The organism is Marivirga harenae (genome assembly GCF_030534335.1).
GTDB classification, from domain to species: domain Bacteria; phylum Bacteroidota; class Bacteroidia; order Cytophagales; family Cyclobacteriaceae; genus Marivirga; species Marivirga harenae.
Map to the genome: position 1 here is coordinate 1,893,153 of NZ_CP130565.1, position 24,364 is coordinate 1,917,516.

The window sequence follows — 24,364 nt, forward strand, 5'->3', positions numbered from 1 at the left end:
ATGGATTCCTACTTATCCTCTTTTTTATTTTCTGTGTTTGAAGATTCGGAGGTAGTTTCTTCAGCTACAGCTTCATCTTTTTTTGATTCTCCTTCTTTCTTTTCCTGATCTAATTTTTCTTGCTTTTTACCATTGGTATATGCTTCATAAGTTGTTTGTTGAGCAAATGGTCTTTTACCAATTAATTTCTCTAAATCAGATTGGAAAATTATTTCCTTCTCAAGAAGTTGCTGTGCTAAAATTTCCAACTTGTCTCTTTTTTCTGTCAAGAGCTTTTTAGTTGTTACATAAGCTTTGGCTATTAATTTATTAACCTCTTCGTCAATTACCTTAGCAGTATCTTCAGAATACGGTTTCGTAAATTTATAATCACCACCGTCTTTAGAGTCATAGAAAGAAACATTACCGATTTTATCGTTCATACCGTAAACGCTTACCATGCTGTAAGCCATTTTGGTAATTCTTTCTAAATCACTTAAAGCTCCAGTAGAAATTTTACCAAAAACTATTTCCTCTGCTGCACGACCACCAAGAGCCATACACATTTCATCAAATAATTGTTCTGTTTGATGTAAGAACTGTTCTTTAGGTAAATATTGAGCATATCCCAAAGCTGCAATTCCTCTTGGTACAATACTAACTTTCACCAATGGATCTGCATGCTCTAAGAACCATCCTGCAACAGCATGCCCCGCTTCATGGTAAGCAACAATTTTCTTTTCTTCTGGAGAAATGATTTTATTTTTCTTCTCGAGACCACCAATAACTCTATCGATAGCATCTTGGAAGTCATCCATATCAACTGCTTTCTTATTTCGTCTTGCGGCAATTAAAGCAGCTTCATTACAAACATTAGCTATTTCAGCTCCGGCAAAGCCAGGAGTTTGCGCAGCTAATTTCTTCGCGTCCATTTCCTTACTTACCTTTAATGGGCCCAAATGAACTTTGAAAATAGCCTCTCTTCCGATAATATCTGGCTTATCTATACTTACTTGTCTATCAAACCTTCCTGGTCTCATTAAAGCAGAATCCAGTACGTCTGGTCTGTTTGTTGCAGCTAAAATGATAACCCCTGAGTCAGTAGAGAAACCATCCATCTCCACTAATAAGGAATTTAAGGTATTTTCTCTCTCATCATTTGAACCCGGCATTCTTCCACCACCTCTAGAGCGACCAATTGCATCGATTTCGTCAATAAAAACGATACAAGGAGCTTTTTCCTTGGCTTGTTTGAATAAATCCCGTACTCTAGCCGCACCAACACCCACAAACATTTCTACGAAATCAGAGCCTGATAAAGAAAAGAAAGGAACTTCAGCTTCACCAGCAACTGCTTTTGCTAGTAAAGTTTTTCCAGTACCCGGAGGGCCTACCAATAATGCACCCTTAGGTATTTTTCCGCCAAGCGTTGTGAATTTGGAAGGGTTTTTTAAGAATTCTACTATCTCTGCGACTTCTTCTTTTGCTTCGTCTAGTCCGGCTACATCTTTAAAAGTAATTTTAACTTTATTTTCCGCGTCAAATAATGCTGCTTTGGATTTGCCGATATTGAAGATTTGGCCACCAGGTCCACCCTGCCCGGACATTCTTCTCATTAAGAACCATACACCAAATAATAAAAATATTAAAAAGCCATAGCTCCAAAACATTTCCGACCATTGGGTTCTTTCTTCTACCTCATAACCAATTCTGTCCCCTTCGGGAACTTGGCTTTCAAGCTGAGCAAAGTTTTTATCGAAGATATCTAAACTAGGAATTTCAAAAGAATAGTGCGGACCTTGTTGATAATTCCAAGGATTACTATTCTCTAACTCCTGGATATATTTTGAATTTTGGAGTGCTTCTTCTTTAAGGAAGACTTCAACTATTCCTTGATTTTTGAGCAATAAGACTTTTTTTACATCATTACTCAAATACATTCTTTCGAATCTTTTTTCAGATATTTTAATAGCACTACTGCTGCCACTAAACATGGATATACCAAAAACCACTGAGATCAAAATAATAATTACCCAAATTTGATAATTAGGCTTTTGAGGGGGTTTAGGTATGATTTTTTTTCTTTTGTTATCTTTTGGTGTTTCTGCCATTACTTTTTACTATTACAATGCTGCTAGCATAACGTTAGCATTTAGCATTATGTTTATGATAATTTTTTATACATTTTCAACCTCGATGATTTTTGCATCGCCCCAAAGATTTTCTAGGTCATAATGTTCTCTTTTGTCTTTTTTGAAAACGTGGGCGACAACGTTTACAAAGTCAATGAGAATCCATTCTCTATTGTTTTTTCCTTCCGACTTCCAAGGGTTCTCTTGTGTTTCTTTGTATACGTATTTTTCTATAGATTCTGAAATCGAATCTGCCTGAGTATCAGAAGTAGCTGAACATATAACAAAGAAATCAGCTACTGCGTTTTTCACTTCCGATAAATCTATGATGGTGATGTCTTGAGCTTTTCTCTCCTGCATTCCCTGCACCACTAAGTTACTTAAAGCCTCTGAATTCATTAATTATTTTTTGGTTTCAAATCAAAAATGTTTATTTGCTGTAAATTTAATAAATAATATTGCATAAAATCTTTGCCAATACTTTATTTATAGGGAAACAAGTGATTTCTCTGCCAAGCTGTCATTCCACTAATGATTTGATGGCACAAATGTCTGCCAAAAATCAACTTCATGAAGGTGCAATTATCATCACAGATCACCAAACAAAGGGTAAGGGACAAAGAGGAAATACTTGGAATTCGCCACAAGGCGAGAATTTAACTTTTTCCGTTTATTTTAAACCAAAATTTTTGAAGCCTTCTCAGCAATTTGAGTTGAATCGAATGGTGTCTTTAGCACTTTTGGATGTGTTAAAAAGACTTGTTCCTAACGCAAACTTGTTTGTAAAATGGCCTAATGATCTTATTGTTAACAAGAAAAAGATTGCCGGGATTCTAATTGAAAACTCCATTAACCAAAACAGCATTTCGGAAAGCATAGCTGGAATTGGGTTAAATGTGAACCAGAGAGATAACCTTTTATCAACTGCTACTTCCTTAGCTTCTCATACTCAAAGGACTTGGGATTTAAACCAGCTTTTGCTTGAAGTTGCCCAAAGAATAGAGCATTACTATTTAATTTTGAGAGGAGGTGATTTCCGATTGATTCATGAGCTTTACGAGGCCAATTTGTATTTGAAGGATAAGGTGGCTTTTTATGAAGATTCGGTAAGTAAATTCAACGGAATTATACGGAAAGTTCATCCTGACGGAATTTTAGAAATTGAAGATGATAGTGGGATTTTCAAGAAATACCAGTTCAAAGAAGTCCGCTTATTGTCAAACCATTAAGCTTTTTATCCAATAAATTCTTAGTCTCTTTATTTATTAAAACTAATGTGGTAATTTTGTGTTGCTTTAATCAAATCACAAGAAGAAAATAAGTTAAGATGATAGATACACAGAATTACAAAGTAAAAGACATTTCCCTTGCTGCTTGGGGAAGAAAAGAGATTACACTTGCAGAGGCTGAAATGCCAGGATTGATGGCTTTAAGAGAAGAATATGGAAAAGAACAGCCATTGAAGGGTGCTAGAATCGCTGGTTGTTTGCATATGACTATTCAAACGGCTGTTTTGATTGAAACCTTAGTGGCTTTAGGTGCTGAAGTGACTTGGAGTTCTTGTAATATATTTTCAACTCAAGATCAAGCTGCAGCTGCTATTGCTGCTGCTGGTATTCCTGTTTATGCTTGGAAGGGCATGACTGAGGAAGAGTTCAACTGGTGTATAGAGCAAACACTTTTCTTTGGAGAAGATAAAAAGCCTCTAAATATGATATTGGATGATGGTGGTGATTTGACCAATATGGTTTTAGATAACTATCCTGAATTAGCAGATGGTATTAATGGTCTTTCAGAAGAAACTACTACAGGAGTTCATAGATTATATGAGCGTATGAAGAAAGGTACACTTCCAATGCCTGCAATTAATGTTAATGATTCTGTTACTAAATCTAAATTTGACAACAAGTATGGTTGTAAAGAATCGTTGGTGGATGCTATCAGAAGAGCAACTGATGTGATGATGGCCGGAAAAGTAGCTGTTGTTGGTGGATATGGAGATGTTGGAAAAGGCTCTGCTGCGTCCTTAAGAGGTGCTGGGGTGAGAGTTATAGTTACAGAAATTGACCCGATTTGTGCCCTTCAAGCTGCTATGGACGGATTTGAGGTAAAGCCAATGAAGAAAGCAGTTCCGGAAGCTGACATTATTGTTACTGCTACCGGCAACAAGGATATCATTACTTCTGATTTATTTGAAGCGATGAAAGATAAAGCTATTGTTTGTAATATTGGTCACTTCGATAATGAAATTGATGTAGATTGGTTACATAAAAATGCGGAGTGGGACAATATCAAACCACAAGTTGATTTAGTTACTATGAAAAACGGTAAGCAAATTATACTTCTTGCCGAAGGTAGATTGGTAAACCTTGGTTGTGCTACAGGTCACCCGTCATTTGTAATGTCTAATTCATTTACAAATCAAACATTGGCTCAAATCGAATTGTGGACTCGTAAAGATAATTATGAGAATGCTGTTTATATGTTGCCTAAGCACTTAGATGAAAAAGTTGCAGCATTGCACTTGGCTAAAATTGGAGTAGAACTAGATTCTTTAAGCAAAGACCAAGCAGATTACATTGGAGTTGAGGTTGAAGGACCATTTAAACCAGAGTATTATAGATATTAAGATATTCATGCTTAATTAACCATTAGAAGAGACTAAATTAGAAGTTTAGTCTCTTTTTTGTTTTATAACTAATTTGAAAAGGGAAGAAAAAAGTAATGTATGAATAGGTTGATTTCTTATGTTCATTCGGTAGATATTACCTCCATGTCACCATCAGTTAATTTTGTGTTTTACAATGCTTTGTCAATTGCTGAAAAAGGTCAAGAAATCAACCTTTATGTTAGAAGTGGGTCAAGTCAGCCCATTAGACCGTATTTAGAAGATAGGTTTAATACAATTATTCCAGAGAATCTTAAGATTCGAACCTTCAAAAGGCAGAAGTTCTCTATTTTCTTTTATTTATTTTGTATTCTAAATCTTTCTAGGAATAAATCTCAACAACTGATAATTACAAGGACATTAGGTTTTTTACCCTATCTGGTTACTCTCAAAAAATCGAACTGGAAAGTTTATTTTGAGACGCATGATTTTTATACCGACCTAAAGGTAAGAACTGATCTGAATTCCAATCGTCTGGCAAGAAAGCAGAAATTAGAGAAATTATTTCTGAAAAAACTGGATGGGATTATTTGTTTAAGCAATGTTCAAAAGCAAGTTTTTAGAAAATATTATCCCCACCAATCTATTAATGTATTTCACACTGGATTAATCATTAGGGACAAGAAGAAACCGACAATTGACCAAAAATATTTGGTGTATGTAGGTTCTCTAGATGCATTAAAAGGTATTTCCAATATATTTAAACTTTCAGAATACCTCGATGAGTCAATAAAAATTAAGATTATTGGAGGTAAATCAAAAGCTGAGATTGCTAAAGTTGAATCGCAAATCACGCAGAAGAGATTGGATAACAAACTTGAGATCACGGGTTGGTTAGATAAGAAGGAATTACATCATCTCCTCCAAAATGCTCAAGCAGGTCTTTTGCCACTAATGGATAATTTTTTTAATCGATATTTAACAGTTCCTTTAAAACTGCTGGACTATTATTCATTTAATTTGCCAGTATTTGCTACCAAATTACCATCTTTGGAAGAGTTCATTGAAAATGCTAATACCGGTTTATTCGTTGATTGGGAAAAGCCAGAACAGGCGGCTCGAGAAATTGAGTCTTTTTTAGGTAATCAGGATAAGATGGAGAATGCTAGGCGAGAGCTGAAGGATGTCGCATTATCATTAAGCTGGGAAACTAGAGCCCAAAAACAAATAGACTTACTAGAAGAAATATTTTAATTAGGTAGATGAATATTATCAGGAAAAAAATACTCAAACAACAGCAGTTATTAGAAGACATCTATGCAGATAGTCTTGTTTTGCAGCAACTGCTAAAGGGTTTTAAAACCTATATACCATGGACACAGTATGCGATTAGACCATTTGCCATATCCATCGTACTGAATGACCTCATTTTAAACAATAGGAAATATTATTTAGAGTTTGGCTCAGGTGTATCCACCTTTTTAGCTGCAAAACTGGTCCAGTTAAACAGCCTTGATTGTAAAATTGTTTCTGTCGAACACGATGATGCATGGTTACAAATTGTGAAAGATACATTAGAAAAAGAGGGGTTAGCTCATCTCGTTGAATTGGTACATGTGCCCTTAAGAAGTCAAGAAAACGAGTTGATTTCTAAAACAGTAAACTGGTATGATAGAGAGGACTTAAAGTTCAAATTGCCCAACTACCAGTATGATGCAATTTTGGTAGATGGCCCTCCTGGTGAAAAGAAAATGAATCGTTTTCCTGCCATAGAGTTTTTAAATGATCATTCACTTTTAGCTTCAGATTTGGTTGTTTATTTAGACGATTTCAATCGACTTGAAGAAAAGAAAATCGTCAAGTATTGGGAAGAAATACTAAATATCAAATTTGATTCTGTACTAAATAAAATTGCAATTGGTACTAAAGGGAAAGGCTTTAAAGTAAGATTGCATAATTAAGAGCTAATTAGGCTTCTCTTGATAAATGAAAACGGCTGGTAAAATTGACTTCACTAAAAAAAAAAGAGGCTTTTTTAGAGTATTGAATTATGCTCAAAACCTCAAAATTTACTATTTTCGCTAGCATTCGGGGTTGTATAGTTTCAGCACAAAATAGAATGCCGAATTATATTGGGTAGCTTTTTGTCCTTTTTTTCATGAGTTCCCTAATTACTTAGATGCCTTAATTTCTTGGTATAAATTAAGGTATTTTTCAGCCATCACTTTTGTATTAAACTTCAATGAATATTCATAAGCATTATGGATCAGTTGATCCTGAAGCTTTTCATCTTTTTTCAATTCAAAAAGGTTTTCGGCTAAACTTTTAGAGTCTTTTACCTCAGCAATAAGACCAGTATCTAAATTTTTGACCAATTCGGGAATACCACCTGCCTTGGTGCCTACTACAGGTACTTTTGCCGCAAAAGCATCTATTACACTAGTACCTAGGCCTTCTGTCTTTGAACTAATGAAAAAGATGTCTAACGAAGGCAAGACCTCTTCTATATTCTTTAGAAATCCAGTGAAAATAAAGTAATCTTCTAGTTTAAGTTTCTTAATGTAATCTTTGATTTCACGTTCCAGTTCGCCTTTTCCTATGATGAAAAACTTCACTTTTTTATCGAAATTTTGGATATAATAATAGGCACTGTCCACAAAAGTAAAATAATCTTTATGAGGAGCTATCGCACTTGTGTTTCCGATTAAGGTGATGTCATCAGCAATTTTATATTGCTTTCGAAGAAAATCATTTCCAATGTGGGCTTCAAATTTTTTATGATTGATAGCACTGTAAATAGTCACACATTTTTCTGGCTGCTTGGTGGTTCTTATTACTATTTCTCTTATTGCATCAGAAACGCAGGCGATCTTTTTAATTTTAGGAAATGTGTATTTGTGCTTCGAAAAGAAGTTATTTTTCAATTCAAAATCTACTCTTCTCGTTAATACCACGGGCGTTTTATTACCTAACAGATACGATAAGTAGGCAGTGCCATGAGAATGCGAACTATGTACGTGTACTATGTCAATTGATAATTCATGACATAATTTTTTTAACCCAATCCCTGATTTGAAATCAGTGGAATTTTTCATGTTGAGAGGGTAGTGTTGCCATCCTTTTTCAATGCATAGTTCTTCGAATTTTGAGTTGGGTTTGCAGGCCACAAGTGGTTCAACTCCCATCTTATCCAATTCTTCAATCAGATAAGCAATTTGCTGCTCTCCTCCTCGCCAACTAGATTCAGAACTTAGGTGAAGAATTTTCATTTCTTTGATTTTAATTGCCTGTATTTGGCGTATTTTAAAAATTTTGCCGTAGCTGAAATCACGGCAATGCAGAGACCATAAAACCCATCCAAAAATCCCAACTGTAAGATGTATCTTTTAATGAAAATAAAAGGAGGATCGAAAATCATCTTAAAGGTGGCCGATGACTTTTCATCTGAATTCATAAGCTGACGAGCTGCAATTTCAGAGAATTTATTGACTTGATTAATATGTGCACTTAAGCTTGCAATCGTATAATGCAACAAATCTGCTTTAAGATTTCCCGCTCGTAAGTCAGTATCTAAAATAACTTTGTCATGTGGATTATTACCGCCCCATTTCCCTATTTTTCTATTCCATAACCTAACTTTTCTGTCAGGGTACCAACCGCTATGTTTAATCCATTTCCCACAATAGTTGTTTAACCGCGGCATTGAGTAGGCTTGGAAATCAGTTTGATCGAACGATTTAATAGTCTCTATTTCAGTTTTCAAATGATCGCTTAAACATTCATCAGCATCCAAAGAAAGAATCCATTCATGCGCTGCTTGCTCAATGGCAAAATTTTTCTGTTCAATATGTCCCGGGAATTCATTTTTGATAAATCTGACTTGCTCGTAGGACATACATATAGTCTCTGTTTGATCAGTGGAATGACTATCCACCACGACAATTTCATCAGCAACTTCAAGTAGAGACTCTAAGCATCTTTTGATGTTCTGCTCCTCGTTAAAAGTGATTATAGTAGCACTTATCTTCATGCTGAATATTTTTGAGCAAATTCAATGCATTTTTGCCAATCTTCCTGATAAAATTCTGCTACCCTCTTTTGATGGTTTGCATCAACCAAAGTTTCAGATTTAGATTTTGGGATTAGGTTTGCACCGTAAAGCACCAAATGGTTGATGAGCCATTTTGAACGGTAAACAATAAAAGTTATAATTCTATTGGAGTAGTGAGTTTCTTTATCTTTATTAATGGGACTAAATTTCTTTACCAAACGCAACTGATGATCACTATAGGCCGAATGCTTCGGTTTTAGATTAATGTCAGCGATCGAATATTCTGCATTTAAATAATTTGAAATTCGATCTAAAAATTTCTCTGAATTCAGTTTTAAATCCTCATGAAACAGAACTAGCGGTTTTTTAGTAAAGTGATCCTTGATAAAATCGAGCATCGGGAAGAAGTATAGATCCTTTTGTTTCCATGCGCCATGATCATTTTCCAAGTCTATAAAGTGATTAAAATTCTGTTTTCCTCCATTTTTCACATATCTTCTGTATTGTGAGGCAATCCAACTGTCGTGTCTTCTTAAAATAATGATGATGTGAGTGTCTGCAGAAAGCTTAGCTATTTTTTCTGTTTCAGTGTAGAATTGTCTGTCAAATTCCCTTGAAAAGAGATATCTGTTATGCTCCCCTTTTTTCACTATTTTTGGAAAAAATCTGTAGATGTTTGAGGGTGTGTAATGAATACCCCTTAATTTTGGAAAAAACCGAGACTGCAAAAAAGTAGATGCGGTTTTACCAAGACCAACATGAAAATATAGTTCTTGATTATGGGAATTCATTTATTTCCAAGATTTGTAAGAGAAGATAAACACGAAATTACTCAAAATTTAAGAAATTGAGTAATTCTATTTTGTCAAGTTCATCATAAAGATGAAATCTGTCAGGTTTTAAGAAATTATAGTATTGTAGAACATCACGTTTTATCATCAATATCAGTTACAATCCTGACAGGTTTTGATAAATGTGCTAATGTCAAAAATTGAGTAAATAGAATTAAAAATTTAGGCTAGATGAAAATTAGTGGATTTACGATGGTGAAAAATGCAGGTAAACTGTATTACCCAATTAAGGAATCAATCGCATCGATATTGGATATAGTCGATGAATTTGTAGTGGCCTTGGGTGATTGTGATCCAGATGATAATACAAGAGAGCTAATATTGTCCTTGGGAAGTCCTAAAGTCAAAATTATAGATACTGTTTGGGATACGGAAAAATTTCCGAAAGGAATGGAAAATGCTCATCAGACAGATATTGCAAAAGAAGCATGCTCCGGAGATTGGCTTTTCTATCTGCAAGCAGATGAGCTTATACATGAAAAATACCATACTGAAGTTGTTGAAAATTGTAAGAAGTATCTGGATGATGAGCGCGTAGAGGGGTTTTTGTTCAAATACACCCATTTTTGGGGAGATTACAATCATTATCAGCATGAACATGGTTGGTATCCTTGGGAAATTAGAATTGTTAGGAATAGAAAAGATATCCATAGCTGGAAATCAGCTCAATCTTTTAGGAGAATCCCAAATTTTGATGGTGTTAATTACAGGGTTAAAGAAGGGACTTATAAGTTAGGGGTGAAAAAATTAGACGCCTACATCTACCATTATGGTTGGGTGCGCCCACCAAAATTAATGACAAAAAAATCTGCCTCTTTAAGTCGAATTCATTCCAACAAAGTAGATGAAAATGATTTCGAGAAGCCCAAAAACTTTGACTACGGTTATATGTTAAGATTCCCCGAGTTCAAAGGGACTCATCCAAGGGTGCTGCAGGATTGGATAGAAACTATGGATTGGCAGAATGAATTAAACTTCACAAAAAAAACGAAACAAAAAAGACAAATTTCAAAGACAAAAACCATCAAAAAGCAATTACTAACTTGGGTTGAAAATAATATCCTCGGGGGCAAGAAGTTATTTACAACTAAAAATTACAAATTAGTAAAGTAAGCTTTTAGATGAGCGCTTAAAAACATAACCTTCTCACTAATTTTTGGTTATATACAATAATTAAACTATTCTGTGGGAGAGCGCATGTCATACGAAAGCAAAGATAAAAAAAGAGTATTCAATGGGGAATTCATGCCTCATATTGATGCGATGTATAATTTCGCCTTTAGGCTTACTCTAGATGAAGATGATGCCAAGGATTTGGTACAGGAAACCTTCATGAAAGCTTATAGATTTATTAATTCTTTTGAAACGGGAACCAATGCCAAAGCTTGGCTGTTTCGAATCTTGAAGAACAGCTTTATAAACAATTACAGAAAGAAAAGTAAACAGCCGAACAAAGTTGACTATCAGGAGGTAGAAACCTTTTACAATTCTGATTCTGTAAATGAAAATATAACAACGGATTTGAGAGTTGAAACTGTTCAACATTTAATTGGAGATGAAATTACCAATGCACTGAATTCATTGGACGTGGATTTCAGAACAGTTATAATATTGTGTGACTTAGAGGGCTTTACTTATGAGGAAATGGCTAAAATCTTAGATATACCAATTGGCACAGTAAGAAGCAGGTTACACAGAGCAAGAAATTTATTAAAAGAGAAATTGAAACAGTATGCTAGTTCCTTAGGCTATAAGGATAAGCGAAAATAATTGAAACAGATTTTTTGTAGAAAGAAACATTCGGCATATTTGCATTAGAAAGCTAACAGCCAAAATTTTTTAATGAATAAGCAAACCATGGAAGTTGAGCAAAACCAAGCGTGTACAGAATTGCTACAATTAGTAATAGACGGACAAGCAACAGCAGAGCAACATCAAGAATTAATGAAGCATTTGGAACGCTGCGAAGAGTGCCGTGAAGAATATCTGCTGAGTAAGTCAATTACAGACAGCCTCAAAAACCATATCAAACCCAATTATTCTCCTAACGGTTTAGCAAACACAATTCAAAGTAAGATTTCTGAAACAGCCTCATTAAAATGAAGAAGAAGGGTAAAGCCATTATCTTTTCTGCTCCCTCTGGCTCAGGAAAAACCACCATTGTTCAGTATTTATTAGATACAAATCCTAAGTTGGGTTTTTCAATATCAGCCTGCACTCGCGATAAAAGAGGCAGAACTGAAGTTGATGGGGTGGACTACTATTTCCTTACCGTTGAAGAGTTTAAAAGACGGATTGATAAAGATGAGTTTGTAGAGTGGGAAGAGGTGTATGAAGGAAATTTCTACGGAACGCTGAAAAAAGAAGTTCAAAGGATTTGGGATGCTGGCAAAGCTGTAATTTTTGATGTGGACGTTAAAGGTGGATTAAAACTAAAAAAATATTTTGGTGAAGATGCATTGGCGGTCTTCGTTAAAGTGCCTTCCATAGAAGTATTGGAAGAAAGATTAACAAATCGAAATTCTGAATCTTCATCTAGCTTATCACAAAGACTTTATAAAGCTAAGTTTGAAATGACTTTTGAAAAGGAGTTTGATGTTACCCTAGTAAATGAAGATTTAGAAACGTCACTTCAAAAGGCAGAGGACATGGTGTCGGGCTTTATTGAAAAATAAACTCATGAGTAAAAATGTAGGTCTATTCTTTGGTTCTTTTAATCCGATACATGTCGGACACCTGATCATTGCAAATACCATGTTGGAGGAGCCCGATGTGGATGAAGTTTGGTTCGTGGTCTCGCCTCAAAGTCCTTTCAAAAAACAGAAATCTTTAGCTCATGAATTTGACCGCTATGATTTGGTGCAATCAGCCATTGCTGATAATTTCCAAATGAAAGTGACTGACATAGAATTTAATATGCCAAAGCCTAGTTACACGAGCGATTCCTTAGCCTATTTGACCGATCAAAACCCCAATCACCATTTTAAATTAATAATTGGGGAAGATAATTTAAAAAGCTTTCCTAAGTGGAAGAACAGCGAAGTCATTTTGAGGGACTATGGATTGTTGGTTTATCCTCGTCCCAACGCGAAAAAATCAGATTTGGATGAACATGAAAATGTACGTTTTGTCGAGGCACCGATGATGGATATTTCAGCTACCTTTATTAGGAAGTCTATAAAAAATAATCGTTCAGTGAAATATTTAGTCCCTGAAGAGGTTTTAGATAGGATAAAAGGAAAAAAGCTTTACATATAATCTTTTTCAATTAAGCTTCTATTAACAAGCTTTACTTTAATATCTTGACCCTTCATTTGAACCCACAATATGAAAAAACTATTTACCGCCTTTATTTTAGTAGGTTTAATATTTCAAATCAAAGCCCAGGGTGTCCGAGGAGTTGTTTATGGTGATGATGGAGAGCCCCTGCCTTTTGCAACTATCTATGTTGAGGAAACTGGTTCAGGTACGTCCACAAATCAGGAAGCTTACTACGAATTACAATTACAAGCAGGAGACTACACACTTCAATTTAAGTTTGTCGGTTATGAAACGGTAAGGAAGGAGATAACTGTAAAAAATGAGAATAGCCGGCTGGATGTGGTTTTACCAAAACAAAGTCTGCTGTTGGATGAGGTAACCACAACGGCCAAAGCAACTGATCCTGCGAATTGGATGATGAGAAAAGCTATAGCCAAAAGCAGTTATCATCGTCAGCAGATTGATGCCTATGCGGCAACAGTTTATGTGAAGGGCAAGGGTAGAGTGACCGACATTCCATTTTATTTGACAGGAATGCTAAAAAAGGAGGGAATTGATACGGAAACTATGATCATAACTGAGTCTGTTAGTGAGGTGAGTTATCGAAGACCCAATCAGTTTTCTGAAAAAGTGATCTCAGTTTATGCTTCAAAAAAGACCGATTTTAATGCAAACCCCATGCGATTCATAGCGGGTAGTTTTTATCAAGATGAAATTGCATCTGTCATTTCACCTCTTTCTTCCAAAGCATTTCGTTATTATCGATTCAAGCATTTAGGAGCTTTTATGGATGGTGAATATTTAATTAATAAAATTAAAGTAATACCCAAAGTACCAGCTCCTAATGTGTTTGAGGGTGAAATTCAATTGGTTGAAGAGGATTGGGCCCTATTCAGAGTGGACTTGGATGCACAAATTGAGTTAGGAATTAAGGTCAGAATCCAGCAAGTCTACCAAAATATTAATGAATTAGCTTGGATGCCTATAACGCACCAATTTGATGTGGATGGTAAATTAATGGGAGTAGGCTTTGAAGGGAAGTATTTGGCCTCCATGAGTAAGTATAAAATTGAGTTAAATCCGGCATTACCAAGAAATATCAAGATTTTAGATAAGGATGATGCCGAGCAGGGTAAAATGACAGAAGAAATTATTGTTGAGGCAAATGAACTGGTAAAGTCAGAAAAGAAGGGAAAGGTTGTGGTGAAATCTGAGGACTTAGCAGACATCATGAAAGATTATAAAAAAGCTCAACAAGATTCCTTGGCTAAGCAAGACATCATTGGGGTATATGATTATAAAGTTGATTCCTCTGCCTTTAATCAAGATTCCAATTTTTGGGCTCAAATCCGTCCTATTCCACTATCTACTGATGAAACCAGAGGCTATGCCAAGATTGACAGTTTAAATACTCTAATTGAAGAAGATCTATCGAAAGATTCTGTTAAGTCTGCTAGGAAATCATCTTTTCAAATTACTGATATTTTAGTTGGGGGAGATTATAGATTAGATAGCGCAAGTAAACTTTACTTTAAAATTTACAATCCCTTTCTCAATATTCATTACAACACAGTGGAAGGCTTTAATATTGATTACAGCATAGGTTTGAAAAAGTTTATCCCTATTAAGCACGATACTACTCAAAGGAACGATGAAATTGACAGAAGTTATTACAATTGGAGGTCTTATGCGTTATTAAAGCCTACAGTAAGATATTCAGTTGCTCGCAATAAATTTATTGGGAAAATCCTGGCCAAATATCAATTCAAAACAGGTGATATATCCTTTAGGGTAGGACGTTATGTAGAACAATTCAACGATGCCCCTGCCGTTTATCCACTACTCAACACAAGCTTCTCGACAATATGGGAGCAGAATTTCATGAAGCTGTATGAAAAGGATTTTATGAAACTAAATTATGAAAGAAGATTCTCTACGAAATTTGAGATGTCTGCTGAATTGGAGTATGAGGAACGAAACAGGCTAAATAATAATGCAGATTTCAGATTAATTGACTGGAGACGGGAATTTACGCCTAATTTTCCCGTTAATATCAATCCTGTTGATGATTTTGACGGACAAACGGCATTAACTGCAAATGTTAAATTTTATTATAAGCCGTTTGTAAAGTATGTGATTAGAAACGGAGTGAAGCGACCCGTGACCCAAAGACCTACACGCTTTTCTCTTGAGTATTATAAAGGCTTTAAAAATCTTGCAGGAAGCAATGTGGATTTTGATCGATTGGTAGTTGGATATAAGGATGAGTTTGATTTTGGTGCTAAAGGCAAGACTTATTTTAATACTAATATTGGCGCATTTCTCAATAATAGTAGCTTAGGCTTTATGGATTATGCTCATTTTCCTGGAAATCGAGCATTTATAACTCAAAACGATCCTGTAGAATCCTTTAGATTATTGGATTACTACAGGTTTAGTACCGATCAGTTTTATGCACAAAACTTCATTTTTCATCGGTTTAGGAAATTATTAATAACACAAATCCCTGCTACGCGCTTTTTGGGTCTTAAAGAGGGAGCTTTCTTAAACTACCTTTACACACCAGATAGTAACAATTATGCAGAGCTAGGTTACTCTTTGGATGGTATTTTGAAGTTTTTCCGTATTGAAGTGGCTACTCAATATGAAAATATGAAATATAAAGGTTGGGGAATCAGAGTCGGGATATCTACTAGTCTGGGAGGAAATATATCTGTCAATGTGCAAGATGATGAATAATGGTTTAAATGACCTTAGGTAATTCTATTTCAAAAACTGTGTGAGTATGGTCCTCTGGATGGATATTGAAATTTCCATTTAATTTTTGAATACATTGCTTTACTGTGTATAGGCCGATGCTGATATTCTCAAATTCATTCTGGGCTTTAGAAAAGCCTTTCATCAGTTTGTTACTTTCCTCGTCAATCAACTTTAGATCAAATAATTTAAAGATCATGCTGATGCTTTGCGGTTGATGAGTAATGGAGAATTGCATTTTATAGTCACTTAGATTCTCGCTCTTCATGAACTGGATTGAGTTTTGTAAAATATTGAACACTATCAGCTTAATGATGGACTCATCAGAGTAGAATAAGAAGCTATTCTCAATGTCGATGCTGAGATCGAATTTCCTTATATTCTCAATATAAATTACTTCATTAAAGGCTTCCTGCACAATAGTTCTAAAATCTATTTGGGTGTTTTCAAGCGTTTTGTCATGTAATTCACCAATTAATTTTAGTTCTTCAATAATTACATTCAATCTCATAGCTGCTTTATCCAGCATACTAAAATAATTCAAGGCTTTGGCATCTTCTACATCTCGTAGGGCTAGGTTGCAAATACCCATCAATCGTACTATTGGCCCTTTTATATCATGGGAAGATTTGTAAATAAAATTATCAAGTTCTAAACTGGTGGATCTTAGCCTGTCATTGACCGTTTGTAGTTCTATATTACGCTGATCAACAGTCCCCGCTAATTGTTCATTTAAGATTTCGAGCTCATCTTTTTGTTGACTTATCACATTTTTTGCTTTCTCTAACTCCTTTAAATTCAGTTCTAAATACTCCTTTTGTGATTCTATTTCCTCTTTTTGAGCCTCAACCTTATCATTTTGCTTTTTAAGCGTATTATTTATTTTTTTATTTCTCTGGAAGATTAAAACCAATAAAATTGAAAAGGGAGTTATTAATACGAGTAGAGAGATGTAAACCAAATTTTGAAATTCCTGTTCCTTTAATGCAATTTCACTTTCTTGCAATCGCATTGTGTTTTCATTTTCTGTTAATTTTAACGGAGTTAAACTCAAGTTTCTCCTTAGTACATTTACATACAATGAGTCTTTGAGTTTTCCGTTCATCCTCAACAGATCATTTGCTTTTTCAAGATTTCCCGATTTTTGATGAATCATTGCCTCGATTTCATGAATTTTTATGACTAAATCCTTTGCTTTAATTTTAGTAGCTATGGAATCACTTTTTTTCAATAAAGCTAAAGACTTTTCTGATTCGCTTTGCATAAAAGATAGTTTTGCCAACCACAGATAGATTTCACCCATGCCTTTTTGGTCTTTGATGGATTTTCTGATTTCAAAAGATCTATTGAGGTAATAGACAGCTGAATCGTATTGTTCCTTGAAAAGCATGACCTGGCCCATTCCATAAAGAGAGACAGCATGCCAATTTCTATTTTCATAGTTTTCCATATGTTGTAAGGAAGATTTAAAATACATTTCGGCTTTTTCGAATTCAAATTGTTGAAGGTGGGTGTTCCCAATGTTATTTTGGGAATATATTATTAAATCGTAATCGTTATTTCTTTGAGCCACCTGAAGCCCTTTCCGGAGGTAATGATGGGCGCTGTCGAACATTAGCGCCTTCTGATAAACTAAGCCGATATTGTTCAATGTATGTTCTAAACCATATTTCACGCCTATTTTTTTCTTCATTTCATAGGATCGTATTAAATACTCCAATGCATTCTGATAGTTTCCGAGACTGATATTTACAAATCCTATATTGTTTAAGGCATTGTGCATTAAGATAGAGTCGTTAAGTTGACTGGCTATTTCCAAAGCTTGGATGTTATATTGCAATGCTTTTTCGAATTCACCTTTATAATTATATGTACCTCCTAAAAGCCTTAAAGACTTGGAAATATTGACTTGATCATTTAATTTATTGGAAATAAAAAGTGCTTGTTCAGCATACTTTAGAGCGGAATCTGGCTGATTTAACCAGTTTTCAAATATTAGTAAGTGGAGGATCTCAATTTTTTTTTGCTCATCGGAGTTTGATAATTGCAGTCTCAGACTATCAGTTTTATGTGCATTGACCAATTGAATATTTATCAATGTAACTATGATGGTATATAAAAGTCTGACTTTCAAATCAATAACGTTATTTACTTAGTGCCAATTAATATAATAAATAAATTGATGATATAATAGTTATTAATTACAGCTGTATACGGAAGAGCATTTTAATAGATGTAATATGGTTGGGGTAATTGTGTTCTTGTTATTCTCTCACAGAAAGAAGTGCTAAATCTTACAGTTGATTAGGCTATTAGTCATATAGCGTGTTTAAGAATACCCTCTGTAATAAGTGGAAGTGGAGTTTAGATTTATTAATTTAGAGTTATAAAAAAAGCCCTTCAATAGAATTGAAAGGCTTTGAATACAATTTTTTTAATGAGACCTAATTAACCGGTTCAATGGAAACGTAAGATCTATCTTTTTTGCCTCTTTTAAATTGAACCACTCCATCAGTAAGTGCAAATAAAGTATGGTCTTTTCCCATACCCACGTTATTGCCCGGGTGATGAGCAGTACCACGCTGACGAACCAATATGTTTCCTGCTATTGCAGCTTGGCCACCATATATTTTCACACCTAATCGTTTACTTTCCGACTCTCTTCCGTTTTTGGAACTACCCGCTCCTTTTTTGTGTGCCATGGTTTATATTATTTTGAAATTTTTTCGATTAAAACTTTTGTGAAATCTTGACGATGTCCATTTCTTTTTTTGTAGCCCTTTCTTCTTTTCTTCTTGAATACGACTACTTTATCGCCTTTAACATGACCAAGGATTTTCCCTGATACCTTAGCGCCCTTTACTAAAGGTGCACCTACTTCGACTTTTCCATCATTGTCTACTAACAATACTTTGTCGAACTCTACGGAAGCGCCATCTTCACCCTCCATCTTTGGAGCGTAAACGAACTGGTCTTGCGTTACTTTGAACTGCTTTCCGGCTATGTTTACAATTGCGTACATTGAAATAATTGTTTTATAAAGTATACTATTTCCCAAAAGGAATGCAAATATAGTGATTTTATTTATAGTTACAAAAGCTTATCTATTATGAGCGGTATTTTATCACTCAATCGTTCTACACATTTATTAAGCAATTATATCTTCGCTTTAATTAGGCTGAAATGCAAGCAGTATAAGCTATTTATTAGCTTTAAATTAATATTATATCTTATTAGGTGCTTGATCTGCTTGCTTAGTGTGCTTGAAATGCTTTATTTTGTATAGTAAAGACAACTATAAAATATCGGACAAATGAAGGTAAACATTCCTGAGAAATATACTGACTTATATATAAAGGCTTTAGGTGATAAAAAAAAGGCTTTGCAAATGAAAATCAATCAATTTAAAGCCGAGATCGAGGAGATTGATAGCCATCTTTCTAACCTGGTGAATCTCCCTCTATTTCAGGAAAATGAGACGCAGAATTTATTGCATCAAAAAACAAATGCTTACCATGATCAGTGGGCTTGGACTAAGAAAATCGCCTATTTTATCGATTTTAAGCGGAAATTGGTGAAGACCAATGAAGTTGTGGATTTTATCATGGAAAAGGAAGCTGATCTCAATAAATCTAAAGTAAGAAGCTCAGTTTCAGCTGCATTATCTAATAAAATGAAGAAGGGAGTTTATCGTAAATTTGAAGACCCCGTTTCGGGCAACACATATTACGGTCCAGTCGCTTTTTTCTTAAATCAGCATGAACCGCAAATCGAATTTATGCCTGAAGACCTGAAAGAGAGGTTGTTGTATAATAATTAAGGATGTAATAAAGCGGTTCTACTGGCATTTTTTTAAAGGCTAATTTGCTTGTGCTTGTGGAAAACTTTTGCAACTTTTTTTAATGATTGAATACAGCCGAAATTCCCCTAAGTATTGATGAGATAAAAGTATATAAAGAACTAAGAATCAAGTAAATATGTACTTATCCACAGCTTGCTGTCCATAACTTTTAGACCTTTGATTTTTCAGCTTTCTTCCTAATATTTGTAAGCACAGCCAAGAAAATAGGGAAGAGAAAAAAGATTTTTGACTGCGTAATTTTTTCTATCTGCTTTAGTAAGAATTCATTAGCCTAAACCACCCTGTTTTCTTTGAAGAATTTATTAAGTAACTAAAAAATATTTCAAAGATGAGTGAAGTAACCACATTCCAAGACGAACCAATTTTGAAGGAGAACAAAGACCGCTTTGTTTTATTCCCTATACAACATAAGGATATATGGGAATTTTATAAGATGGCGGAAGCTAGCTTTTGGACGGCTGAAGAAATTGATCTGAGTCAGGATATGAAGGATTGGGAAAACCTAACCGAAGGAGAAACACACTTCATAAAACACGTATTAGCATTCTTTGCTGCAAGTGATGGTATCGTAAACGAAAATTTAGCAGAGAATTTTGTAGCTGAAGTTCAATATACTGAGGCCAAGTTTTTTTACGGGTTCCAAATTGCAATGGAGAATGTGCACTCTGAAACCTACTCTCTTTTAATTGACACTTATGTGAAAGATAATAAAGAGAAAAGCAGTCTTTTCAATGCCATTGATACGATGGACTGTGTGAAGAAAAAAGCAGATTGGGCATTACGCTGGATAGATGAAGGAAATTATGCTGAAAGATTAATTGCCTTTGCTGCTGTGGAAGGTATTTTCTTTTCTGGAAGTTTCTGCTCTATCTTCTGGTTGAAGAAAAGAGGCTTAATGCCAGGTTTGACATTTTCTAATGAGTTAATTTCTAGAGATGAAGGTTTGCATTGCGATTTTGCTTGTTTGCTTTATAATGATCATCTGGTAAATAAATTATCGAAAGAGAAAGTGACTTCTATCATCACTGATGCTGTTGAAATTGAAAAAGAATTTGTGACGGATTCACTACCAGTAAAACTGATTGGAATGAATGCAGATTTAATGTGTCAGTATATCGAATTCGTGGCTGATAGATTATTACAAGAGTTAAACTGCGATAAAGTGTATGGATCAAGCAATCCATTTGACTTTATGGAAATGATTTCATTGCAAGGTAAAACTAACTTCTTCGAGAAAAGAGTTGGGGATTACCAAAAAGCAGGTGTAATGAAAAAAGAAGAAGATAGCGATAAAGCTAAATTCTCTTTGGACGAAGACTTCTAAGATTTTTCTAGGCGTCATTCCCGCGAAGGCGGGAATCTCATTAAAACAAATACCTATAACCCCATAAAATAAATAATAGCATGTTAGTTGTAAAAAGAGACGGTAGGAGAGAAACCGTTAAGTTCGATAAAATTACTGCCCGCATAGAGAAACTATGCTACGGCCTAGATCTTAATTATATTCAGCCAATTGATGTGGCCAGAAAAGTAATTAACGGTATTTACGATGGCGTAACTACCCAGGAATTGGATAACCTAGCAGCTGAAACGGCTGCTTCCATGACGGTTAAGCATCCTGACTATTCTAAGCTTTCCGCCAGAATTGCCATTTCCAATTTGCATAAAACTACAAGTAAGTCTTTCAGCAATACAATGAAAAGACTTTACACTTATGTGGATGCAAAGACAGGACAAAACGCACCTTTGCTTTCTACTGAAACTTACGGTATCATCAAAAAACATGCGGCTCAATTAGATTCTGCTATTATCTACGACCGTGATTTTGGATATGATTTCTTTGGTTTCAAGACCTTGGAGCGTTCTTACTTAATGAAAGTGGATGGTAAAATTGTAGAGCGCCCGCAACATATGTTGATGCGTGTAGCTATCGGTATCCATGGGGAAGATATTGAATCAGCCATCAAAACGTATAATTTGATGTCTGAAAAGTGGTTTACACATGCTACTCCAACACTTTTCAATGCAGGTACTCCTAAACCACAATTGTCATCCTGTTTCCTATTGACCATTCAAGAAGATAGTATTGATGGAATTTATGATACTTTAAAGCAAACGGCTAAAATCTCTCAATCAGCTGGAGGTATCGGACTAAGCATCCACAATGTAAGAGCAACAGGTTCATACATCAAAGGAACCGGTGGGGTTTCCAATGGTATTGTGCCTATGTTGAGAAACTTTGATATGACCGCAAGATATGTTGATCAAGGTGGTGGAAAAAGAAAAGGTAGTTTTGCTATCTACCTTGAACCTTGGCATGCTGACATTTTCGATTTCTTGGATTTGAAAAAAAATCATGGGAAAGAAGAAATGCGTGCACGTGATTTATTCTACGCCATGTGGATGTCAGATTTATTCATGAAGAGAGTGGAAGCCAATACCGAATGGACTTTGTTCGATCCGAATGAAGCACCAGGATTGGATGAAGCTTATGGAGATGATTTCGAGAAGCTTTATGAGAAATACGAAAGAGAAGGAAGAGGAAGAAAAACGGTTAAAGCACAAGAGCTTTGGTTTGAAATCTTAGAATCTCAGATTGAGACAGGTACTCCATATATGTTGTATAAAGATGCGGCTAACAAAAAGTCGAATCAGAAAAACTTAGGTACAATTAAGTCTTCGAACTTATGTACTGAGATTATGGAATACACGTCTAAGGATGAAGTAGCTGTTTGTAATCTGGCTTCTATTGCCTTGCCAATGTTTGTGCAGCAAGATGAAAACGGACAGAATTTCTTCGATCATGATAAATTATATGACATTACTTATACAGCTACAGTAAACCTTAACCGTGTAATCGATGTGAATTATTATCCGGTAAAGGAGGCGAAGACGTCAAATATGAAACACCGACCAATTGGTTTGGGTGTTCAGGGATTAGCCGATGCTTTCATGTTATTGCGTTATCCATTCGATTCTGAAGAGTCAAGAAAACTGAATAAAGAAATCTTTGAGACCATTTATTTTGCTGCTATGACCGCTTCAAAAGACTTGGCAATTAAAGAAGGTGCTTACGAAACCTATAAAGGTTCTCCGGTATCTAAAGGAATCTTCCAATTCGATATGTGGAACGTAACACCTACCGAAAGATGGGATTGGACTACTTTGAAGCAAGAAGTGAAGAAAAACGGTGTGCGTAACTCGCTATTGGTAGCGCCTATGCCTACAGCTTCTACTTCTCAAATCTTAGGAAATAATGAGTGCTTTGAGCCATATACTTCAAACATCTATACCAGAAGAACATTATCTGGCGAGTTTGTAGTAGTGAATAAGCACTTAATGCGTGACCTGATCGAAAGAGGCTTGTGGAATGATAATATGAAGAACAAGCTGATTGCAGCCAATGGTTCAGTTCAGGATATTGCTGAGGTGCCGGCTGATATCAAAGAATTGTATAAAACAGTTTGGGAGATTTCTCAGAAGTCCATTATTGATATGGCAGCTGATCGTGGCGCATTTATTTGTCAGTCACAGAGTATGAACTTGTTTATGCAAGATCCTAACTTTGGTAAAATGACTTCTATGCATTTCTACGCTTGGAAGAAGGGATTGAAAACGGGTATGTATTACTTGAGATCTAAAGCGGCAACAAGTGCAATTCAGTTTACGGTTGATAAGAGTCAGTTGGGTGAGCCGCAACCGGAACAGAAGCCACAGGATATCACACAAAATACGGATACTAAAGTGACCAGGCCTAGTAATCCAAGTCCGGGACAAGGACCACAAGCTAGCACTGAAGATGACTTGGCAGCGCTTAAAGCAGCGCAAGTTGCTTGTTCATTAGATAACCCTGATGATTGTGAAATGTGTGGGTCTTGATTAGAACCTAGATTCTAGATGTTAGACAAAAGTATTAAAGATAATAAACACACACTGTTTATTCATAACCGAAAGCCACCTGGGAGACTGGGTGGTTTTTTTGTTAGTAAGCTACTATTTCCAAATCTCCATATCCTTCCTTAAATTTACTTTTGTATTCACCAAAACAGCACCAAATGAAAAAGTATCTGTTTACCGCCCTAGTTGTAACATTAATTGTAGCTCCACTAGCAGTCTGGGCTACTTTAGAGCTGCAGCATCCAAGGAAGTACTTGGAAGAAACACAAGTGAAAGAAGTAATCCTCCAACAAGATTTTCATGGAGCTAAAGTAGTATTGAACGATGTCTATTTTGTGCATCGAAGGAACAAACCCAACCGACCTATTATTGCCTATTATGAAATTCCTGTGGAAATTTCCGCTTTTGTGGATTTGCAACAAATGGCCGTGAGCAGTGATGATAATCAGAATATTGAAATCCTATTGCCTGATCCGCAATTAGATGAGCCCAATTTTCAATGGGACAAAGCTGAATTTGAAAGTCTCAGAATGTTGGATTTAGACATTACGCTCTTCGAAAACAGAATGGAGGCAGCTATGAAGGAGATTAGAGAGATAGAAGAATCGAGGAAAGATAAAATCACCGAAGCAGCATTAAAGTCTGGCATCTTGCAGCTTACCAAACTACAATTATCGGAAGTATTTGAAGCTATTTTCCTACCGCTAGATCAAGAAGTGAGCATTCGCTTTGCTGGAGATGAGGAGAAGGATGAGTTTGAAAATTCTATAAAAACTTCCAAGGAAATTTTAAGTGATTTGGAAAAGGAATTGATGTCTTTTGATACACAAAAGGATATTGGGATGGAATAAAACAGCATTTATTTCGGCAAAGCCAAAAATAGTGTTTACTACTAAATAACAAGAGTTGATAAAAGACAAAAATTTTCTTTCAAGAAGGCATAAACTAGCTAAAGCTGGAAATTTT

At 35.3% G+C, this 24,364-nt stretch carries 22 protein-coding genes; 14 read left to right on the plus strand and 8 right to left on the minus strand.

Translation table 11 applies throughout. The features are described 5' to 3' along the window. Positions 1-8 precede the first annotated feature (8 nt). Together ftsH and rsfS are read right to left on the minus strand one after the other, a co-directional pair. Positions 9-2,090 carry an ATP-dependent zinc metalloprotease FtsH gene (gene ftsH, locus Q3Y49_RS08105; RefSeq protein WP_303271801.1) on the minus strand — a complete coding sequence of 694 codons (2,082 nt, stop codon included), beginning with the start codon at positions 2,088-2,090 and terminating at the stop codon, positions 9-11. Between the two features lie 66 nt (positions 2,091-2,156). Continuing rightward, positions 2,157-2,510, minus strand: coding sequence for a ribosome silencing factor (gene rsfS / locus Q3Y49_RS08110; protein ID WP_303271802.1), 354 nt, complete (start codon positions 2,508-2,510; stop codon positions 2,157-2,159). A 59-nt stretch (positions 2,511-2,569) separates the two neighbouring features. Here rsfS and Q3Y49_RS08115 point away from each other — a divergent pair, with 59 nt between their 5' ends. The 4 genes from Q3Y49_RS08115 (at position 2,570) to Q3Y49_RS08130 (ending at position 6,680) form a co-directional block, all read left to right on the plus strand. Beyond that, positions 2,570-3,340 (plus strand): biotin--[acetyl-CoA-carboxylase] ligase, encoded by a 771-nt coding sequence (locus Q3Y49_RS08115; protein WP_303271803.1) that lies wholly within the window; start codon positions 2,570-2,572, stop codon positions 3,338-3,340. Positions 3,341-3,438: 98 nt separating this feature from the next. Next, entirely contained in the window at positions 3,439-4,740 is a 1,302-nt protein-coding gene (gene ahcY / locus Q3Y49_RS08120; protein WP_303271804.1) for an adenosylhomocysteinase, read from the plus strand. A gap of 99 nt (positions 4,741-4,839) precedes the next feature. Beyond that, positions 4,840-5,973 (plus strand): glycosyltransferase, encoded by a 1,134-nt coding sequence (locus tag Q3Y49_RS08125; RefSeq protein ID WP_303271805.1) that lies wholly within the window; start codon positions 4,840-4,842, stop codon positions 5,971-5,973. An 8-nt stretch (positions 5,974-5,981) separates the two neighbouring features. Next, complete coding sequence (locus tag Q3Y49_RS08130; RefSeq protein ID WP_303271806.1) at positions 5,982-6,680, plus strand: O-methyltransferase; 699 nt, start codon at positions 5,982-5,984, stop codon at positions 6,678-6,680. A 210-nt stretch (positions 6,681-6,890) separates the two neighbouring features. Here the strand turns inward: Q3Y49_RS08130 and Q3Y49_RS08135 are convergent, their stop codons facing one another. The 3 genes from Q3Y49_RS08135 to Q3Y49_RS08145 are packed head-to-tail and all read right to left on the minus strand — an operon-like array spanning position 6,891 to position 9,561. Continuing rightward, positions 6,891-7,988 (minus strand): glycosyltransferase family 4 protein, encoded by a 1,098-nt coding sequence (locus Q3Y49_RS08135; RefSeq protein WP_303271808.1) that lies wholly within the window; start codon positions 7,986-7,988, stop codon positions 6,891-6,893. Next, on the minus strand, positions 7,985-8,749 hold the full coding sequence (locus tag Q3Y49_RS08140; RefSeq protein ID WP_303271809.1) for a glycosyltransferase family 2 protein: 765 nt from the start codon (positions 8,747-8,749) through the stop codon (positions 7,985-7,987). Before Q3Y49_RS08140 ends, Q3Y49_RS08135 begins: the two co-directional genes overlap by 4 nt. Next, entirely contained in the window at positions 8,746-9,561 is an 816-nt protein-coding gene (locus tag Q3Y49_RS08145; RefSeq protein ID WP_303271810.1) for a hypothetical protein, read from the minus strand. Before Q3Y49_RS08145 ends, Q3Y49_RS08140 begins: the two co-directional genes overlap by 4 nt. Before the next feature lie 231 nt (positions 9,562-9,792). On the opposite strand from Q3Y49_RS08145, the gene Q3Y49_RS08150 reads away from it, so the two are divergent. The 6 genes from Q3Y49_RS08150 to Q3Y49_RS08175 all read left to right on the plus strand — a co-directional run bounded on the left by Q3Y49_RS08150 (position 9,793) and on the right by Q3Y49_RS08175 (position 15,621). After that, the gene (locus Q3Y49_RS08150) at positions 9,793-10,734 is read left to right on the plus strand and encodes a glycosyltransferase family protein (RefSeq protein ID WP_303271811.1); all 942 of its coding nucleotides are present in this window, start codon (positions 9,793-9,795) and stop codon (positions 10,732-10,734) included. Positions 10,735-10,818: 84 nt separating this feature from the next. Then, positions 10,819-11,391 (plus strand): sigma-70 family RNA polymerase sigma factor, encoded by a 573-nt coding sequence (locus Q3Y49_RS08155; RefSeq protein ID WP_303271812.1) that lies wholly within the window; start codon positions 10,819-10,821, stop codon positions 11,389-11,391. Between the two features lie 72 nt (positions 11,392-11,463). Next, complete coding sequence (locus Q3Y49_RS08160) at positions 11,464-11,724, plus strand: zf-HC2 domain-containing protein (protein WP_303271813.1); 261 nt, start codon at positions 11,464-11,466, stop codon at positions 11,722-11,724. Further along, complete coding sequence (gene gmk / locus Q3Y49_RS08165; protein ID WP_303271814.1) at positions 11,721-12,296, plus strand: guanylate kinase; 576 nt, start codon at positions 11,721-11,723, stop codon at positions 12,294-12,296. Before Q3Y49_RS08160 ends, gmk begins: the two co-directional genes overlap by 4 nt. Before the next feature lie 4 nt (positions 12,297-12,300). Continuing rightward, positions 12,301-12,879, plus strand: a complete 579-nt coding sequence (gene nadD, locus Q3Y49_RS08170; protein ID WP_303271816.1) for a nicotinate (nicotinamide) nucleotide adenylyltransferase — start codon at positions 12,301-12,303, stop codon at positions 12,877-12,879. A gap of 69 nt (positions 12,880-12,948) precedes the next feature. Continuing rightward, on the plus strand, positions 12,949-15,621 hold the full coding sequence (locus tag Q3Y49_RS08175; RefSeq protein WP_303271817.1) for a DUF5686 and carboxypeptidase regulatory-like domain-containing protein: 2,673 nt from the start codon (positions 12,949-12,951) through the stop codon (positions 15,619-15,621). A gap of 4 nt (positions 15,622-15,625) precedes the next feature. Here Q3Y49_RS08175 and Q3Y49_RS08180 read toward each other — a convergent pair whose 3' ends face one another. The 3 genes from Q3Y49_RS08180 to rplU all read right to left on the minus strand — a co-directional run bounded on the left by Q3Y49_RS08180 (position 15,626) and on the right by rplU (position 18,661). Then, a complete protein-coding gene (locus Q3Y49_RS08180; protein ID WP_303271818.1) occupies positions 15,626-17,773 on the minus strand; it encodes a tetratricopeptide repeat protein in 2,148 nt (715 codons plus the stop codon). Between the two features lie 310 nt (positions 17,774-18,083). Next, positions 18,084-18,341 carry a 50S ribosomal protein L27 gene (gene rpmA / locus Q3Y49_RS08185; RefSeq protein ID WP_303271819.1) on the minus strand — a complete coding sequence of 86 codons (258 nt, stop codon included), beginning with the start codon at positions 18,339-18,341 and terminating at the stop codon, positions 18,084-18,086. 8 nt (positions 18,342-18,349) lie between these two features. Continuing rightward, a complete protein-coding gene (gene rplU / locus Q3Y49_RS08190; RefSeq protein WP_085518802.1) occupies positions 18,350-18,661 on the minus strand; it encodes a 50S ribosomal protein L21 in 312 nt (103 codons plus the stop codon). A 291-nt stretch (positions 18,662-18,952) separates the two neighbouring features. Between rplU and Q3Y49_RS08195 the strand changes: the two genes are divergently transcribed. From Q3Y49_RS08195 to Q3Y49_RS08210, 4 genes are all read left to right on the plus strand, one after another. Next, a complete protein-coding gene (locus tag Q3Y49_RS08195; RefSeq protein WP_303271820.1) occupies positions 18,953-19,459 on the plus strand; it encodes a hypothetical protein in 507 nt (168 codons plus the stop codon). Between the two features lie 370 nt (positions 19,460-19,829). Next, on the plus strand, positions 19,830-20,825 hold the full coding sequence (locus Q3Y49_RS08200) for a ribonucleoside-diphosphate reductase small subunit (RefSeq protein WP_303271822.1): 996 nt from the start codon (positions 19,830-19,832) through the stop codon (positions 20,823-20,825). 80 nt (positions 20,826-20,905) lie between these two features. Continuing rightward, complete coding sequence (locus tag Q3Y49_RS08205; protein ID WP_303271823.1) at positions 20,906-23,380, plus strand: ribonucleoside-diphosphate reductase subunit alpha; 2,475 nt, start codon at positions 20,906-20,908, stop codon at positions 23,378-23,380. Positions 23,381-23,556: 176 nt separating this feature from the next. Beyond that, on the plus strand, positions 23,557-24,249 hold the full coding sequence (locus tag Q3Y49_RS08210) for a DUF4230 domain-containing protein (protein ID WP_303271824.1): 693 nt from the start codon (positions 23,557-23,559) through the stop codon (positions 24,247-24,249). Positions 24,250-24,364 lie beyond the last annotated feature (115 nt).

Excerpts from the sequence above, each read along its gene's own strand:
- Q3Y49_RS08195 (WP_303271820.1), top strand. The coding sequence starts at position 18,953 with ATGAAGGTAAACATTCCTGAGAAATATACTGACTTATATATAAAGGCT.
- Q3Y49_RS08210 (WP_303271824.1), top strand. The coding sequence starts at position 23,557 with ATGAAAAAGTATCTGTTTACCGCCCTAGTTGTAACATTAATTGTAGCT.
- Q3Y49_RS08135 (WP_303271808.1), bottom strand. The coding sequence starts at position 7,988 with ATGAAAATTCTTCACCTAAGTTCTGAATCTAGTTGGCGAGGAGGAGAG.
- rsfS (WP_303271802.1), bottom strand. The coding sequence starts at position 2,510 with ATGAATTCAGAGGCTTTAAGTAACTTAGTGGTGCAGGGAATGCAGGAG.
- Q3Y49_RS08155 (WP_303271812.1), top strand. The coding sequence starts at position 10,819 with ATGTCATACGAAAGCAAAGATAAAAAAAGAGTATTCAATGGGGAATTC.
- gmk (WP_303271814.1), top strand. The coding sequence starts at position 11,721 with ATGAAGAAGAAGGGTAAAGCCATTATCTTTTCTGCTCCCTCTGGCTCA.
- Q3Y49_RS08175 (WP_303271817.1), top strand. The coding sequence starts at position 12,949 with ATGAAAAAACTATTTACCGCCTTTATTTTAGTAGGTTTAATATTTCAA.
- nadD (WP_303271816.1), top strand. The coding sequence starts at position 12,301 with ATGAGTAAAAATGTAGGTCTATTCTTTGGTTCTTTTAATCCGATACAT.
- Q3Y49_RS08125 (WP_303271805.1), top strand. The coding sequence starts at position 4,840 with ATGAATAGGTTGATTTCTTATGTTCATTCGGTAGATATTACCTCCATG.
- rpmA (WP_303271819.1), bottom strand. The coding sequence starts at position 18,341 with ATGGCACACAAAAAAGGAGCGGGTAGTTCCAAAAACGGAAGAGAGTCG.
- rplU (WP_085518802.1), bottom strand. The coding sequence starts at position 18,661 with ATGTACGCAATTGTAAACATAGCCGGAAAGCAGTTCAAAGTAACGCAA.
- Q3Y49_RS08130 (WP_303271806.1), top strand. The coding sequence starts at position 5,982 with ATGAATATTATCAGGAAAAAAATACTCAAACAACAGCAGTTATTAGAA.
- Q3Y49_RS08145 (WP_303271810.1), bottom strand. The coding sequence starts at position 9,561 with ATGAATTCCCATAATCAAGAACTATATTTTCATGTTGGTCTTGGTAAA.
- Q3Y49_RS08150 (WP_303271811.1), top strand. The coding sequence starts at position 9,793 with ATGAAAATTAGTGGATTTACGATGGTGAAAAATGCAGGTAAACTGTAT.
- ahcY (WP_303271804.1), top strand. The coding sequence starts at position 3,439 with ATGATAGATACACAGAATTACAAAGTAAAAGACATTTCCCTTGCTGCT.
- Q3Y49_RS08140 (WP_303271809.1), bottom strand. The coding sequence starts at position 8,749 with ATGAAGATAAGTGCTACTATAATCACTTTTAACGAGGAGCAGAACATC.
- Q3Y49_RS08205 (WP_303271823.1), top strand. The coding sequence starts at position 20,906 with ATGTTAGTTGTAAAAAGAGACGGTAGGAGAGAAACCGTTAAGTTCGAT.
- ftsH (WP_303271801.1), bottom strand. The coding sequence starts at position 2,090 with ATGGCAGAAACACCAAAAGATAACAAAAGAAAAAAAATCATACCTAAA.
- Q3Y49_RS08160 (WP_303271813.1), top strand. The coding sequence starts at position 11,464 with ATGAATAAGCAAACCATGGAAGTTGAGCAAAACCAAGCGTGTACAGAA.
- Q3Y49_RS08200 (WP_303271822.1), top strand. The coding sequence starts at position 19,830 with ATGAGTGAAGTAACCACATTCCAAGACGAACCAATTTTGAAGGAGAAC.